Raw genomic sequence first — 15,246 nt, 5'->3', positions numbered from 1 at the left:
CTGCATGGCTGGGAGGGCGGCCATGTGGTCTTTCACATCTTAGCTCCCAGTAGGGTAGTTCTAATGCGAGACGCGAAGTGTCGCGTTTCTAAACTGTTCAAAAAAACCTCTATATATTACCTCCGAATACTTCTCTCCCTTTTCTCCCACACACCTGATGCTTTTTACCGATCCTATACCTGGGTTCAACCCCAATGCCGGAGCCCCTATCCCTGCTTCGGAAGCTGAGCAGTGGACCGCCAACTACCGCAACCAGCCCCAAAATCAGGAAGAGCTGGCCGGCCGCAAGCGCATTAAAGCCTACTACTTCGGCCACGAACTGCTCGATACCATCAAGCAGCAGCCCGGTTGCGTGGGCATCCGCTTCTACATGGGGCTGGAGCAGGACCAGACCGGTGACAAAAGCAAAGACGAGTACCAGCTACTGGCCGTGGGCGTAGATGTAAACGGCTACGACCTAGTGCCCCGCACCAGCCCAACCGGCGAGTTGCTGAATGGGGATGGTATTGTGGGAGATTCCTCTCTGAAATGTCCCAACGTATGTGATCCTACAAGCCCAATGAGTAACTAGAGTGACAAATTACCTCAGTAATTTGGTGGCATTAATTCGTATTTGCACCATCATCACTGTGGTTCCATTTGCACTGTATACCGGCCGAAAGTCTTTGCTGCCACGAAGCTTTCAGCCGGTATATTTTTATCTGGTTGGTGATGTTATTTGCCTACTACTGGATATGTTCGGTCGGGTCATTCTCCATAATAACATCTTCAATTATCACCTTTCTACTCTTTTCGATGTCACCACGCTTTGTTGGGCATTTGGCGCATTGCTTTCTCACAAACAGCGCAAAATAATTGCCTGGTGCTGGGTCACATTTGCGCTGATAGCCCTCGGCGACGCACTGTGGTTTGATCCGTTTACCAACAGCATCAATGTAGTAAGCCGCATAGCCGGCAATAGCCTGTTGACGATACTGGCTATGTACCACGTCTGGAATTTGCGACCTTCCGTGCGCCCGGAAAAAAACCCGGAGCTTATTCTGGGGGCTATGGTTTTGCTGTATTATCCTTGCTCGACACTAGTGTTTATTGTGCAGGAATTATTGCCAGCCGACCTTATAACCCGCTTTCCTGGAGATAGTGCCGCCATCAGCAGCATGTTGCTATATCCACCGCTGCGTATAATACAGGTAGGACTGCTGATTTACCTGATCAGCATTTTGCCGGGCGGGCCGGCTCCCCGGCGGGCCTTGCCCGGGTGGCTGCGCTTCCGCTTCGGCCGGCGGCGGGGGCCGCTTGTTTTGCCCGCTTCTTCGCCCACCGACCGCCCGAAATAGCCGCGTTTCGTTTACTTTAGCCGAATAGTTATGCAGCTGCCTGCTTTTCTTCAATGCCCGACGCAATTTTGCCCTTAGTTCTGGTGACGCCCATCCTGCTTTTGCTGGCTCTGGGCATCGTGGGCTTCGTGGTGCGCTACCAGCGACGGCTGATTCAGCAGCAGCACGAAGTACGTCAGATGCAGGAAGATGCCCAGCAACAGGCTCTCGAAGCTGCCTTGCTGGCCCAGGAAGAGGAACGCCGCCGCATTGCCGCCGACCTGCACGATGGCGTGGGTACTACCCTGGCCATTGTGAAGCTGCACCTGAATACCCTCAACCAACCCGACCTTACTGAAGAAGCCACCCTCCTGCTGGATCAGGCCATCAATGAGGTACGGCGCATCTCGCGTAACCTGCTGCCGGCAGCGTTGCAGAAGTTCGGCCTGTCCTTCGCCCTGGAGGCGCTGGCCCGCACCATGCCCGCCGATGGGCCTACCCACGTAACGGTAGAACAGCTTGGTGCCCCGCGCCGCCTAGAGCCCAAGCACGAGCTGATTGTGTTTCGGGTAGTGCAGGAACTGCTGGGTAATGGCCTGCGCCACGCCCACGCCAGCCAGATTCAGATTACGGTGGAATACGGGGCCACCTCCCTGGCATTGCGCTACTCCGACAACGGCGTGGGCTTCGACCCAACCGTTTCTGACCAGCCGCCGCTGCCGGGCACCCGTACGGGCTTGGGCCTCACCAACCTGCGCAGCCGCGTGGGCGTACTGCGCGGTACGCTGCGGCATGAGTCGGCCCCCGGGCAGGGCACCCAGGTTTGGATTTCACTGCCCCTACCGTACCTTGTTACTGATCAAGCACCTAGCCTCTCCCTGTCATGAGTGTACCCGCCATCCGTCTGGCCGTCGTCGACGACCACATTTTGTTCCGAAAGGGCTTGCGGGCTCTCATCAGTGGGTTTCCGGGCATGGAAGTAATATTCGAAGCCGGTGACGGCCAGGAACTGCTGGAGCGCCTGGATCAGGGCACTATTCCGGATGTGATTCTGATGGATCTGCAGATGCCCGTGCTCGACGGCCTGCAGACTGTGCGGTTGCTGCGGGCCCAGTATCCGCAGGTGCGCTCTATCATTATCTCCATGCACGATGAGCCGGAGCTGATTGAGTCGCTGCGGGCCGAGGGTGCTCACGGCTACTTGCTCAAGAACGCCAGTCCCGAAGAAGTGCTGGGGGCTATTCAGAGTGCCATTGATACCGGCCCCGGCTCAGGCAACTCCCGGGCTATCCTTACGGCCTCGTTCTAACCGGCCCTGGCCTCGGCGCAGCTTTTAGCCGGTGGCCAAAAAACCGCCAATTTTCGGAACTACTCTGTCGGCTGAAGTCCCATGAAGCTTCTACCCTAGTTCAGTGCCGGGGTCCCAGAAACGGGTTTTGAATTCCTGTACCTGATCATCCAGCACTGATACGCCCTCAGCTTCGAGGGCTTCCTGCATGGCCGTGGGGGTAGCAAAATGCTGCTTGCCAGTGAGCAGGCCATTGCGGTTGATAACACGGTGGGCCGGTACGTATTCGCTGGCGGTGTGGGCAGCCATCATGGCCCACCCTACCATGCGGGCCCCGTGCCGGGCCCCGAGATAGTGGGCAATAGCCCCGTAGGTAGTCACGCGCCCCGCAGGCACCAGCCGTACTACCTCGTGCACGTCCTGGAAAAAATTGCGGTGCGCTTCGGTGGGGTTGTGGGGAATGGACACGGCAGTAGGTAAATTTAGTGAAGTAGGGAAGGGAAGAGTCTGATACTAGGTCAGGCTTACCGGCGCAAGTAGCGCAGAGGAAATAATAAACTCACCATCTCATCTTTCCCGCCCCGGCGCAACCCGGCGGCGTTTTTGGTGTCTTACCCCCATTATTCCCGTCTGGCCCCGGCGTCAACCAAAACCCGCTGGTTCGCGTTGTGGCAGTTGCTCCCATTTCATTGTACCTGAGTGGGATTCATTCCGAAGTACCTCCATGCAAACCCAGGAACATCCTACCCCCGATCTAATCGAAACCCGCTCCGGCAGTGCCGGTCGTCGCATCCTCTGGCTGCTGGTGGCGCTGGCCGTGGTGGGTGCGCTGGCGTTTATCAAGATAAAATACTTCCCCTCCCAAAGCCCCGATGCCAAAGGGGGCGGTGGTGGGAAGGGGGCGGCCGGTAGCGGCAAAGGCGGCTCTGGGGGCGGACCAGCAGGCAAGGGCGGCGGCCAGAAGCTGCCGGTGCAGGTGTACGTGGTGAAGGCTACCAGCCTGGCCGATGAGGTAGCCGCCACGGGCTCCATTCTGGCCGAAGAATCGGTGGTAATCAAAAGCGAAATTTCGGGCAAGATTACCAGCCTCAACATCCGGGAAGGTCAGCCGGTAAGCAAAGGCCAGCTGCTGCTGAGCATCAACGCCGACGAGATACAGGCGGCCCTGAAAAAGCAGGAATACAACATCAAGCTGTTCCGCGACCAGGAGAAGCGCCAGCGCACCCTGCTGGATAAGGAATACATCAGTGCCCAGGAGTACGAGCAGGCCAATAACCAACTCCTCACGGCCCAGGCCGACCTGCAGTCGTTGCGGGCTTCTTTGGCCAAGGCGTACGTACGGGCGCCGTTTGCCGGCGTGCTGGGCCTGACCACCGCCACGGTAGGCACCTACGTGAGCCCCGGGGCCGAAATTACCACGCTTTCCAAGGTGAAGCCGGTAAAAATCAACTTCACGGTGCCCAGCCGCTTTTCCAGCCTAGTCCGCACCGGCGACCCCATCACCATCACCGACGAGGCTTCCAACAAGAAGTATGAAGCCAAAGTGTACGCCCTCGACCCGCAGATTGATCCCGTGAGCCGCACCCAGACCGTACGGGCCCGCTACGCCAATACCAACAATGAGCTGCGCCCCGGCGCTTTCGTGAAGGTGAACCTACAGCTCGGCCAGACTTCCGACGCTTTGCAGGTGCCTACTGAGGCGGTGATTCCGGAAGCCAGCGGTTACAGCGTGTACACCGTGCAACAGGGCAAAATGGTGCCGAAAAAGGTAAAAATCGGGGTGCGCTCCGACCGCCTCATCCAGATTACCGATGGCCTGGCCGTGGGCGACTCCGTGATTCGGACCGGCATTCTGCAGGTGAAGCCGGGCGATGCGGTGCGGGTTAATTAGTAATTGAGAATTAGTAATTAATAATTCTTTCTACTGCTCCTGCTGCCATGAAGGAAGACAACGTTATTCTACAAAAGACTTATGCTTTTGCGGTTCGCATTGTCAGACTAAGCCAGTACCTGATTCAGGAAAAGCACGCTTTTCAGTTGGCTGACCAGATTCGGCGGAGCGGTACTTCCATTGGGGCGAATATGGAAGAAGCTGTCGGCGGGCTGTCGCGCAAGGATTTTGTGATGAAGGCCGGCATTGCTTACAGGGAAGCCCGGGAGACGCACTACTGGCTTCGTCTTTTGCGTGACACCGATTACCTAGCCCAGCCACAAGCGACTTCTTTACTTGATGATTGCGAGGAAATATTGAAAATACTGACTGCTATAATCCGCTCATCCCGGGAAACCCCCACCAATTATTAATTAGTAATTAATAATTCTAATTTATTCATTATCAGACATTCATCAATTATTAACTCCTAATTACTAATTCCTAATTGACGAAGTCATGAGTCTTTCCTCCACTAGTATCAACCGCCCGGTGCTCGCCATTGTGATGAGCCTGGTGATTGTGATTTTCGGGGTCATCGGCTTCCGCTACCTGAGCGTGCGGGAGTACCCGAGCGTGGACCCACCCATCATTACCGTATCGGCCAGCTACACCGGAGCCTCGGCCGACGTGATGCAGGGCCAGGTGACCGAGCCGCTGGAAGAAGCCCTCAACGGCATTCAGGGCATCAAGAACCTGACCTCCAACTCCCGCGACGGGCGCACCCAGATTACGGTGGAGTTTGACCTCGACGCCGACCTGGAAACCGCCGCTAACGACGTGCGCGACAAGGTTTCGGGGGCGCAGGGCCGCCTGCCCCGGGATATTGACCCGCCGGTGGTGAGCAAGGCCAACGCCGACTCTCAGCCCATTGTCATGACCTACCTCAGTTCCAGCCAGCGTAACCTGCTGGAGCTGACCGACTACGCCAACAACACCCTGAAAGAGCGCCTCCAGACGATTCCGGGCGTATCGGAGGTGCGGGTGTACGGGGAGCGAAAGTACTCCATGCGCCTGTGGCTGGACCCGGTGAAGCTCTCGGCTTTGCGGGTAAGCCCCGTGGATGTGCAGCAGGCCCTCACCCGCGAAAACGTGGAGCTGCCCAGTGGCGCGGTGCAGGGCCAGGCCACCCAGCTCACGCTGCGCACCATGGGCCGCCTGAGCTCGGTGGAAGACTTCAACAACCTGATTATCCGCAAGGACGAATCCTCGCTGGTGCGCCTGTCCGATATTGGCTACGCCGAGCTCTACCCCGAAAACGACCAGACCATCTTCAAAGTGAACGGCGTGCCGATGGTGGGCCTAGCCGTTATTCCGCAGCCGGGCTCCAACCAGATTGACATTGCCGATGAGTTCAACAAGCGCATCGAACTCTACGGCAAGGATTTGCCCAAGGACCTGGTGCTCAAGCCGGGCTTCGATAACTCGGTGTTCATCCGCAAATCCATCAACGAGGTGGAGCACACCATCATCGAGGCCTTCGTGCTGGTGGTAGTAATTATCTTCCTGTTCCTGCGCGACTGGCGCTCCACTATCATTCCGGTGGTGGCCATTCCGGTGTCGTTGGTGGGCATTTTCTTCGTGATGTACCTGATGAATTTCTCCATCAACGTGCTTACGCTGCTGGCCGTGGTGCTGGCCATTGGCCTGGTAGTGGACGACGCCATTGTGGTGCTGGAAAACATCTACTCCCGCATTGAGGAGGGCGAAGACCCCAAAACGGCCGCCATCAAGGGCTCTGAGGAAATTCTGATGGCCGTTGTGAGTACCACCATCGTGCTGGCGGCGGTGTTTCTGCCGGTGGTGTTCCTCACGGGCATCACGGGCCGCCTGTTCCGCGAGTTTGGCATTGTGGTGGCCGGCTCGGTGCTGATTTCGGCGTTTGTGTCGCTCACGCTCACGCCCATGATGTGCTCGGTGCTGCTCAAGCGGGAGGAAAAGCACAACTGGTTCTACCGCAAAACCGAGCCCTTCTTCGAGAAGATGATTGGGGGCTATAAGGAGAGTCTCGAAACCTTCCTGCGCAACCGCTGGCTGGCCTGGCTGGTGGTGGCGGGCACGGGCGTGGGCATTTGGTATTTCATGAAGGCCCTGCCCTCGGAGCTGGCTCCGGTGGAGGACCGCAGCCGCATCAACCTGAATGCCACTGGCCCCGAAGGTGCCTCGTTTGAGTTTATGGATGCCTACATGACCCAGCTCACCCAAATGGCCATGGACTCGGCTGGGAAGCAGAATCTGAGCAGCGTGTTTGCTGTAACGTCGCCGGGCTTCGGGGGTGGCTCTAACTCGGGTACGGCCCGGGTGCTGCTGCTGGAGGCCGACAAGCGCCCCCTGCCCCAGCCCGCCATTGCCGATAAGCTCAGCGCCGGGGTGAAAAAGCTCTCGGCCGCCCGCACCTCCGTGAGCCAGGACCAGAGTATTGGTGGCGGGGGCGGCGGCCTGCCGGTGCAGTTCGTTATCCAGACCCAGGACTTCGACAAGCTACGCACGGCCGTGCCCAAGTTCCTGGATGCGGCCCGCCAGGACCCCACCTTCCAGTTCGTGGACGTGAACCTGAAGTTCAACAAGCCCGAGCTGCGCGTAAACATCGACCGGGAAAAGGCCCAGAGCCTGGGCGTATCGGTGCAGAGCATCAGCCAGACGCTGCAGTCGGGCCTGAGCGGGCAGCGCTACGGCTACTTTATCCGGGAAGGCAAGCAGTACCAGATTATCGGCCAGGTGGCCCGCGAAGACCGGAGCCAGCCGCTGGACGTGCGGCTGCTGTCAGTGAAAAACGCCGATGGGGAGCTGATTCAGCTGGATAACGTGATCCGGCTGGTGGAGAGCAGCACCCCGCCCCAGCTCTACCGCTTCAACCGCTACAACTCGGCCACCTTCTCGGCCTCCCTGGCCCCCGGCCGCACCCTCGGCGACGGTATTGCCGCCATGCAGGCCATTGCCGACAAGCAGCTCGACGACACCTTCAGCACCGAGCTGGCCGGCTCCTCCCGCGACTTCCAGGAAAGCTCCAGCAGCCTCGTGTTTGCCTTCGGGCTGGCCCTGGTGCTGATTTACCTGGTGCTGGCCGCTCAGTTCGAGAGCTTCCGCGACCCGGTGATTATCATGGTAACGGTGCCGCTGGCCCTGTCGGGCGCGCTGCTCAGCCTGTGGTACTTCAACCAGACGCTCAACCTGTTCTCCCAGATCGGCATTATCATGCTGGTGGGGCTGGTGACCAAAAACGGTATCCTCATCGTGGAATTTGCCAACCAGCAGGTGGAAAACGGCAAGGACTACATGACCGGCCTGATTGAGGGCGCCACCGCCCGTTTCCGCCCCATTCTGATGACCTCCCTCTGCGCCATTCTGGGCATTCTGCCCATTGCGGTAGCTACCGGCGCGGGCGCGCTCAGCCGGCGGGCCATGGGCATTGGCGTGGTAGGCGGCCTGTTCTTTGCTACGGCACTTACCCTGTACGTGGTGCCGGTCATGTATTCGTATTTCGCTACGGCTAAGAAACACAAGCACGCCGAAGCCGAAGAAAAAGCCGTTGCCGCTTAAGAGCCGCCCCGTGCTGCTCTCATTCGCCACGTCCCGTTTTGCAGTTGATTTCCCCCATGTCTCGTTTCTTTCTTTTCGCTCTGCTGCTGGTTTCTCCCCTACCCCTGCTGGCCCAACGACCGGTATTGCCGACCCGTACGCCGGCCACGCAGCCCCAGAGCAAGCCCCAGACAGAAAAACCCGAAACGGTAGCCCCGGCCCCACCGCTCACGCTGGCGGAGGCCATCCGAACGGGTATTGAAAACAACTACAACATTCGCCTTTCCCGGCAGGATGCGCGCATTGCCGAAAACAACGTGACCCGCGGCAACGCCGGGCAGCTGCCGGTGGTAAACGGCAATTTCACGCGCACGTTCAACCGCAACAACGTGCGGCAGGAGTCCTCGAGCCGGCCCGAGCCCAGCATTGCCAACGGCGCTAAGTCCAACCTTCTCAACGCCAATGTGGCCGCCACCTGGACGATTTTCGATGGGCTCGGAATGTTCATTGCCTACGACCGGCTGCAGGCCCTGGAGCAAAGCCAGCAGCAACTGACGCGGGCCACCGTGGAGGAAACGGTAGCCAACATTACCGATGCCTACTTTGTGGTAGTGCGCGAATCGGGCAAAATCAAGTCAATTGAAGAAGCGTTGAAGATCGGGCAGGCGCGCATTGATTTGACCCAGGCCCGGGTAGATGTGGGCGTGGCAGCCAAGGTGGAAGTGCTAACCGCCCGCGTGGATTACAATGCCGACCGCTCCATCCTGATTCAGCAACAGGAGGCGTTACAAACCGCCAAAATCAACCTCAACAATTTGTTGGGCCGCAACCCTAACCTCAATTTTCAGCCTCAGGACTCCATTGTGGTGGCCCAGGACCTGAACCGGGATGCAGTGCTGGCCCAGATCCGGCAGAACAACCCCCGCCTGCAGCAGGCCCGCACTACCATCGAAGTAGCCACTTACGACCGGAAGCTGGTACGCGCTTCCCGTTTTCCGCAAATCGGCCTGACTTCGGGTTATGGGCTAAACCGCAACATCAATGGAGCCGCCTTTTTCGGCAATCAGCTGGTTACCAACACTGGTCGAACGTATGGGCTTAACTACGGCGTGGTGGCCTCGGTGCCCATCTTCGACGGGTTTAACCGCAACCGTCTGGAGCAGAATGCGCGCATAGCCGAGGAGCAGAGCCAGCTGCAGCTCGACCAGACTCAGCTGCAGCTGGATGCCGAAGCTGAGCAGGCCTGGGCCCAGTACCAGAACCGCTTACAGCTGCTGGAGCTGGAAGAATCCAACATCCTGCTGGCCCGCGAAAACGTGGCCATTGCCCTGGAGCGCTACCGCCTGGGCCTGCTCACGCCCCTGGACCTGCGCGTGGCCCAGCGCACCCAACTGGATGCGGAAGTACGCCTGCTCGATATCCGCTACCAGGCCAAGCAGGCCGAAATTGTGCTCCGCCGCCTCAGCAGTGGGCTGGTGCAGGGGGCCAACTAGGTCGTTAGCTTTCCGCCCTGCACGATGACCGTTGCTGCCTAACTTCTTCACTTCCTTCAGCAAAAGCCAGGCAGCGCGTGTATATCCTGGTACACTCATCCAATTATCGGATACTTCGTGCTTATCGGCACTACTGGCCTCCTTTCACTGCGGGTGCAACAGGCCCAAGCTGTACGCTTGGGTGAGGAGCGTAAAAGCCGCTGGTACCGTCTCCTGAAGTATGCAGCAAGCGGGGCCAACGGCTTAGGGCAGGTTTTGGTATGCAACGCGCTATTCCGGTTTCAGCGTGCGCAGCTGCTGCAGGGCAGCCAGGGTTTCCTTCCGCTTGTCTTTTTCCTTTTCCTCCTCGCCCATAGGCTCCTGAATGGGTGAGCTGAAGAATGCCAGGATGTGCTGCTGCTGCGCGGCCGTCAGGTGCTCGAACTTCTTGTCCGCCAGCTTGCGCAGCCACTCACCGTAGGTTTCATCAGTAAGGGAATATTCGCCCAGTCTGGTGGGTCTGCCCGTGTCAAAGTCAGTATTAGCTAGGCGGGGAGATACCGCCGTGCTGTCCCGGGGTTCCTGTTCCAGCAGCGTACAGTAATTGCGCATTACCGTCCGGAAGCTGGCTTTGAAGAGTTCCTGGGCTTCGGGCGTAGGCAGCTTGAAGGCAAACGGCTTGAGGGGGCCGATTTTGGGCAGTACCCGCACAAAGTACGACAGCACCCGAGCACCGGTGCCCGGATGTTCATAGTCGGTGCCGTACCGCTTACGGTACTCCCGCTCACTTTCCTTGTACACGTATTCACGGCGACGAGCCTGGGGGCTTAGCCGGCGGATATCCTTTTTCTGACTTTGCCAGGCGGCCCGGCTGGCAATGGGAATAAGGTTGCGCACCGCAAACCGGAACGAGCTGATGGCCAGATCAACGTTGAACACTACCTGGCCCAGCTCCAGCCCGTAGGTTTTCAGAAACGCCCGTTCCAGCACCGGTTTGCTTACCTGAAACCCAATGTAGCGCTGGTAATCGGCGGTGCGGTAGCGCCCCGCAGCCACCTGCACTACATCAAACGCAAACTCCAGCTGGGTGTGCTGAATGGGGGCTTCTTCGTACGTAATGCTGTTGCCGAACTTAGCTTTCAACTCAGGATACACGGTGGGCATGGCCCGGTTAGTACCTTCCGGATGGCCGTTGATGTCGGCGGCGTAGTGGGCCAGCGCCCCCAGGGCAAAGGCGTACTCATTGCGGTTGTGAGCCTGGTTGAGCAGGTTACGCACAAAATCTCCGGACCGAACGTAGTGGGTGAGGTTGGTGAACAGCACCGAGCCGAACGGATAATAGCCCATGTCCTGCAGAATGGAGCCCCCGTAGGCGTAGCTCTTAGCCTCCAGCAACTGATCCTCGGTGGTGCCGGGGTAACGGGCCTGCAGCAGCGGCACCAGGCAGCGCTGCCAGCTGGAATCTACGTTGGCCTGATGCGTAAGCACCGAGTAAGCCGAAGCCGGGCGAATAGTCAGCCCCAGCACTACAGTCAGGGCAAGCAGCCATTTGTACATATGGAGAAGTCCGGGCAGAAACAACAAGGTGGCCGCGGGCCCCTAAAGTACGGGGGGGGCTACCGTGGTGGTTGTTGGGGCGAATAGTGGCCTGCAAAAAAGTCCTACTCCCTGCATTTTTAGCGTCCTCTGAATTCAGAAACCTTCCAAATTTCTTTGCTGCTGCACTTTTCTGTACCCATCCTGGCGGCTGAGCCGTACCTTTGCTCCTGTGAAGCAACTGGTAGCCTTCTTTCTGGGAATGCTGATGCTCGTGAGCGGCTTGGTGCCGCAGAACGACCTGTCAGAACTAAGTAAGCTACCGGAGCTGGCTCAGCATTACCGCTACCACCGGGCCTTGGCGGGCGGCAACCTGTCGCCGCTGGCGTTTCTGGCGCTGCACTACGGCCCCCACGGTGCTGACCACCGCCGCCACCCCTACTCCCGGCGCGACGCCCAGGACCACCACAAACTTCCGCTGGAACAGCACCACCACGACTGCATGATGGTGAGCTTCGTGCTGCCCATCGGCCGGGTGCTGCTGCCCCCGCGCCCCCTGGCCTGGCCTGCCGCCGCCTACCGCGTGGCTCCCGGCCCGCTCTACGCCTTCAGCGTAAGCAACCCGCTGCTGCAGCCGCCCCGAGCGTAGCTACCCGAAGCCCCCGGCCGCAGTGTGTCCGGCCGCTTCCCGTAGTCTTTTCGCTCATTCCGCTGGCTTCCCGTTAGTAGTGAGTAGCTGGTATTGAGTAATGAGTATCAGATGTAAGCCGTACAGACTGGATGGCATCGTCCAGCTTCCGGGTTGCTACTGTTACGCCATACTCAGTATACAATACTTACTACTCAATACTACCTCTCAGCCGGCGGCAACTCCCTTTTTTATGCTTGCCCGCATTATCCGGGGCAGCATCCGCAACAAGCTGTTTGTGGTGCTGCTGCTTCTGGCGCTGGTGGCGTGGGGTGGCTACTCGGCCACTACCCTCCCGCTGGATGCCATTCCCGACGTAACCAACAACCAGGTTCAGGTACTCACCCAAAGCCCCGCCCTGGCTGCCCAGGAGGTGGAACAGCTGCTGACCATTCCGCTGGAGCTTACGCTGCGCACCATTCCGGGCGTAACGGAGGTGCGCAGCGTGTCCCGCTTCGGCCTCTCGGTAATTACTGTGGTGTTCGAGGACGATGTACCCACGCTGCAAACCCGCCAGCTGGTGGCCGAAAAGCTCCGTACCGCCGAAGCCGATTTAGGCCCGGGGCTGGGCCGTCCCGAAATGGCGCCCATCACCACCGGCCTGGGTGAGATTTTCCAGTACAGCTTAGCCGTGAAGCCCGGCTTCGAGCAGAAATACTCCCTGGCCCGCCTGCGCGAGCTGCAGGACTGGGTGGTGAAGCGGCAGCTGGCCGGCGTACCCGGCGTGGTGGACGTGAGCAGCTTCGGGGGCTACGTGCGCCAGTACGAGGTGAGTGTGAATCCCGAGCGGCTCAACGCTGGCGGCGTAACCATGCCCGAGCTGTTCTCGGCTTTGGAGGCCAGCAACGCCAACACCGGCGGCAGCTACCTGGAGCGGGGCCGTAACGCCTACTTCATCCGGGGCGAAGGCCGGGCCAACTCCCTGCAGGATGTGGGCAGCATCGTGGTAAAGCAAAGCGGCGGCGTGCCGCTGCTGGTGCGCGACGTGGCCGAGGTGCGCTTCGGTCACTCGGTGCGCTACGGAGCCATGACGCGCAACGGCCGCGGCGAAACCGTGGGCGGCATCGTGCTCATGCTCAAGGGCGCATCGTCGGAGCAAACCATCAAGGGTGTAAAGGCCCGCGTGGCCGAAATCAACCAGGCCCTGCCTCAAGGCGTGTACGTGCAGCCGTTTCTGGACCGTACCAAGCTGGTAGATACGGCCATTCACACCGTCGCCCAAAACCTGATTGAGGGTGGCATCATTGTGATGGTGGTACTGCTGGTGCTGCTGGGTAACTGGCGGGCCGGGCTGGTGGTGGCCTCCATGATTCCGCTGTGCATGCTGTTTGCCCTGGGCCTGATGCGCACCTTTGGCGTATCGGCCAACCTGATGAGCTTGGGCGCGCTGGATTTCGGGCTGATTGTGGACGGGGCGGTGATTATCGTGGAAGCCATGATTTTCCACCTGGTGCACTTCCGGGCCAAGGCCGAGAGCGAAACCATGGACCAGGTAGCCGAAACGGCCGCCACCCGCATGATGCGCTCCGCGCTGTTCGGGCAGCTCATCATCCTCATCGTGTACCTGCCCATTCTGGCCCTCACCGGCATCGAGGGCAAGATGTTCCGGCCCATGGCCCTTACGGTGAGCTTCGCCATTGTGGGGGCCATGCTCCTGTGCCTCACCTACGTGCCGGCCGTGTCGGCCTGGGCCCTGCGCAAGGATATCAAGGAGGAAGGTACGGTGGCCGACCGCATCATGAAATTTCTGTACCGCGGCTACGCGCCCATCATTCGGGGGGCGCTGCGCCTGCGTGGGGTGGTGGCCGGCGCGGCCGTGGGGCTGCTGGTACTGGCGGGCGTGGTGTTTGCCAGCATGGGCGGCGAGTTTATTCCGCAGCTGGACGAGGGCGACTTTGCCGTGAACGTGACGCTGGCCCCGGGCTCCTCCCTGGCCCAAAGTATTGCCACCACCACCCAGGTGCAGAAAATTCTGCTGAAGCAGTTTCCGGAAGTGGAGCAGGTGGTGGGCAAAATCGGCACCTCCGAAATTCCCACTGACCCCATGTCGTTCGAGGATTCCGACCAGATTGTGGTGCTCAAGCCCCAGCAGGACTGGACTTCAGCCCACTCCCGGGAAGAGCTGGCCAACCAGATGAGCGCCGCGCTGGCCGGCATTCCGGGCATCAACCTAGAGTTTCAGCAGCCCATCCAGATGCGCTTCAATGAGTTGATTTCGGGCGTGAAGTCGGACATCAGCATCAAGATTTACGGCGACGACCTGGGCCTGCTGTTCGAGAAGGCCAACGAAGCCGCCACCCTCATCCGGCCCCTGGCCGGCGTGGGCGACCTGAAGGTGGAGCAGATTGCTGCCCTGCCCCAGCTGCGCGTGCGCTACAACCGCCAGAAGATGGCCCAGTACGGCCTGCGCGTGCAGGACCTGAACACGCTGCTGCGCGCCTCCTTCGCCGGTGACGTGGCCGGGCAGGTGTACGAGGGCGAGCGGCGCTTCGACCTGGTAGTGCGCCTGGACAGCACCAACCGCCGCGGCCTGCAGGATTTGCGCCAGCTGTACGTGGATGTGCCCGGCGGCCAGAAAGTACCGCTGGAAGAAGTAGCCGAAGTGGACTTCCGCAACGCCCCCACCCAGGTTTCCCGCGACGATGCCCGCCGCCGCATCAACATCGGCGTGAACGTGCGCAACCGGGACGTGGAGAGCCTGGTGCAGGAAATTCAGCAGAGGCTAAGCACCAGTTTGCAGCTGCCCGAGGGTTACACCCTGAAGTACGGCGGCCAGTTTGAAAATCTGCAACAGGCCAAGGCCCGCCTGGCGGTAGCCGTGCCGGTGTCGCTGCTGCTGATTTTCGTGCTGCTCTACCTGTCCTTCCGCTCGGTGAAGCAGGCCGGGCTGATTTTCACGGGTATTCCGCTGGCGGCCATTGGCGGCATTCTGGCCCTGTGGCTGCGCGGCATGCCGTTCAGCATCTCGGCGGGCGTGGGCTTTATTGCGTTGTTCGGGGTGGCCGTACTTAACGGCATCGTGCTGGTAGCCAGCATCAACGAGCTGGCGTTGGCCGGCATTAGCTCGGTGCGGGAGCGGGTGCTGAAAGCCACCCACGAGCGGTTCCGGCCGGTGCTGCTCACGGCGGCCGTGGCCTCGCTGGGCTTCCTGCCCATGGCCCTGAGCACTTCCGGCGGCGCTGAGGTGCAGAAGCCCCTGGCGACGGTGGTTATCGGCGGGCTGATTTCGGCCACCCTGCTCACGCTGGTGGTGCTGCCGGTGCTCTATACCTTCTTCACCAAAGACGGTGAGCCGAGCCCCACCGAACCCACGCCCGAGCTGCTGGCCGAAATCAAGGAAAACCACGAGTTAGAATAGAGTTGAGAGTTGAATGATGAGTTCTGAATTAGGCTGCTGACCGATTCAGAACTCAATATCTGCCGAGTGCAACAGTGCCTTGCACCAGCGCATGATGGTCGGCGGCCGGAAGGCCAATTCATCTCTCATAACTCATATT

The 15,246-nt window shown here is 59.7% G+C and carries 12 protein-coding genes; 10 read left to right on the top strand and 2 right to left on the bottom strand.

What is annotated here, in order from left to right; translation table 11 throughout:
* Positions 1–157: 157 nt before the first annotated feature.
* From ACN19L_RS17195 to ACN19L_RS17180, 4 genes are read left to right on the top strand one after another with little or no spacing between them, the layout of a single operon-like run.
* Complete coding sequence (locus tag ACN19L_RS17195; protein ID WP_426490694.1) at positions 158–571, top strand: hypothetical protein; 414 nt, start codon at positions 158–160, stop codon at positions 569–571.
* Position 572: 1 nt separating this feature from the next.
* Positions 573–1,337 (top strand): hypothetical protein, encoded by a 765-nt coding sequence (locus ACN19L_RS17190; RefSeq protein WP_426490693.1) that lies wholly within the window; start codon positions 573–575, stop codon positions 1,335–1,337.
* A gap of 53 nt (positions 1,338–1,390) precedes the next feature.
* Positions 1,391–2,203, top strand: coding sequence for a sensor histidine kinase (locus ACN19L_RS17185; protein ID WP_426490692.1), 813 nt, complete (start codon positions 1,391–1,393; stop codon positions 2,201–2,203).
* Complete coding sequence (locus ACN19L_RS17180; protein WP_426490691.1) at positions 2,200–2,625, top strand: response regulator; 426 nt, start codon at positions 2,200–2,202, stop codon at positions 2,623–2,625. Before ACN19L_RS17185 ends, ACN19L_RS17180 begins: the two co-directional genes overlap by 4 nt.
* Before the next feature lie 90 nt (positions 2,626–2,715).
* On the opposite strand, the gene ACN19L_RS17175 is transcribed toward ACN19L_RS17180, so the two are convergent.
* Positions 2,716–3,072 (bottom strand): MGMT family protein, encoded by a 357-nt coding sequence (locus tag ACN19L_RS17175; protein WP_426490690.1) that lies wholly within the window; start codon positions 3,070–3,072, stop codon positions 2,716–2,718.
* Positions 3,073–3,328: 256 nt separating this feature from the next.
* Between ACN19L_RS17175 and ACN19L_RS17170 the strand changes: the two genes are divergently transcribed.
* The 4 genes from ACN19L_RS17170 (at position 3,329) to ACN19L_RS17155 (ending at position 9,546) form a co-directional block, all read left to right on the top strand.
* On the top strand, positions 3,329–4,495 hold the full coding sequence (locus tag ACN19L_RS17170; protein WP_426490689.1) for an efflux RND transporter periplasmic adaptor subunit: 1,167 nt from the start codon (positions 3,329–3,331) through the stop codon (positions 4,493–4,495).
* Between the two features lie 47 nt (positions 4,496–4,542).
* Positions 4,543–4,908, top strand: a complete 366-nt coding sequence (locus tag ACN19L_RS17165) for a four helix bundle protein (RefSeq protein WP_426490688.1) — start codon at positions 4,543–4,545, stop codon at positions 4,906–4,908.
* Positions 4,909–4,993: 85 nt separating this feature from the next.
* Positions 4,994–8,074 carry an efflux RND transporter permease subunit gene (locus tag ACN19L_RS17160; RefSeq protein ID WP_426490687.1) on the top strand — a complete coding sequence of 1,027 codons (3,081 nt, stop codon included), beginning with the start codon at positions 4,994–4,996 and terminating at the stop codon, positions 8,072–8,074.
* A 56-nt stretch (positions 8,075–8,130) separates the two neighbouring features.
* Positions 8,131–9,546 (top strand): TolC family protein, encoded by a 1,416-nt coding sequence (locus ACN19L_RS17155; RefSeq protein ID WP_426490686.1) that lies wholly within the window; start codon positions 8,131–8,133, stop codon positions 9,544–9,546.
* Between the two features lie 270 nt (positions 9,547–9,816).
* Here ACN19L_RS17155 and ACN19L_RS17150 read toward each other — a convergent pair whose 3' ends face one another.
* On the bottom strand, positions 9,817–11,082 hold the full coding sequence (locus ACN19L_RS17150; RefSeq protein WP_426490685.1) for a zinc dependent phospholipase C family protein: 1,266 nt from the start codon (positions 11,080–11,082) through the stop codon (positions 9,817–9,819).
* 211 nt (positions 11,083–11,293) lie between these two features.
* Here ACN19L_RS17150 and ACN19L_RS17145 point away from each other — a divergent pair, with 211 nt between their 5' ends.
* The gene (locus tag ACN19L_RS17145) at positions 11,294–11,710 is read left to right on the top strand and encodes a hypothetical protein (protein ID WP_426490684.1); all 417 of its coding nucleotides are present in this window, start codon (positions 11,294–11,296) and stop codon (positions 11,708–11,710) included.
* A gap of 232 nt (positions 11,711–11,942) precedes the next feature.
* Positions 11,943–15,107, top strand: coding sequence for an efflux RND transporter permease subunit (locus ACN19L_RS17140; protein WP_426490683.1), 3,165 nt, complete (start codon positions 11,943–11,945; stop codon positions 15,105–15,107).
* Positions 15,108–15,246 lie beyond the last annotated feature (139 nt).

Origin of the sequence: Hymenobacter sp. 102, from assembly GCF_049949205.1 — a bacterium.
GTDB lineage: Bacteria > Bacteroidota > Bacteroidia > Cytophagales > Hymenobacteraceae > Hymenobacter.
This window is presented reverse-complemented; position numbering and strand designations above follow the sequence as displayed.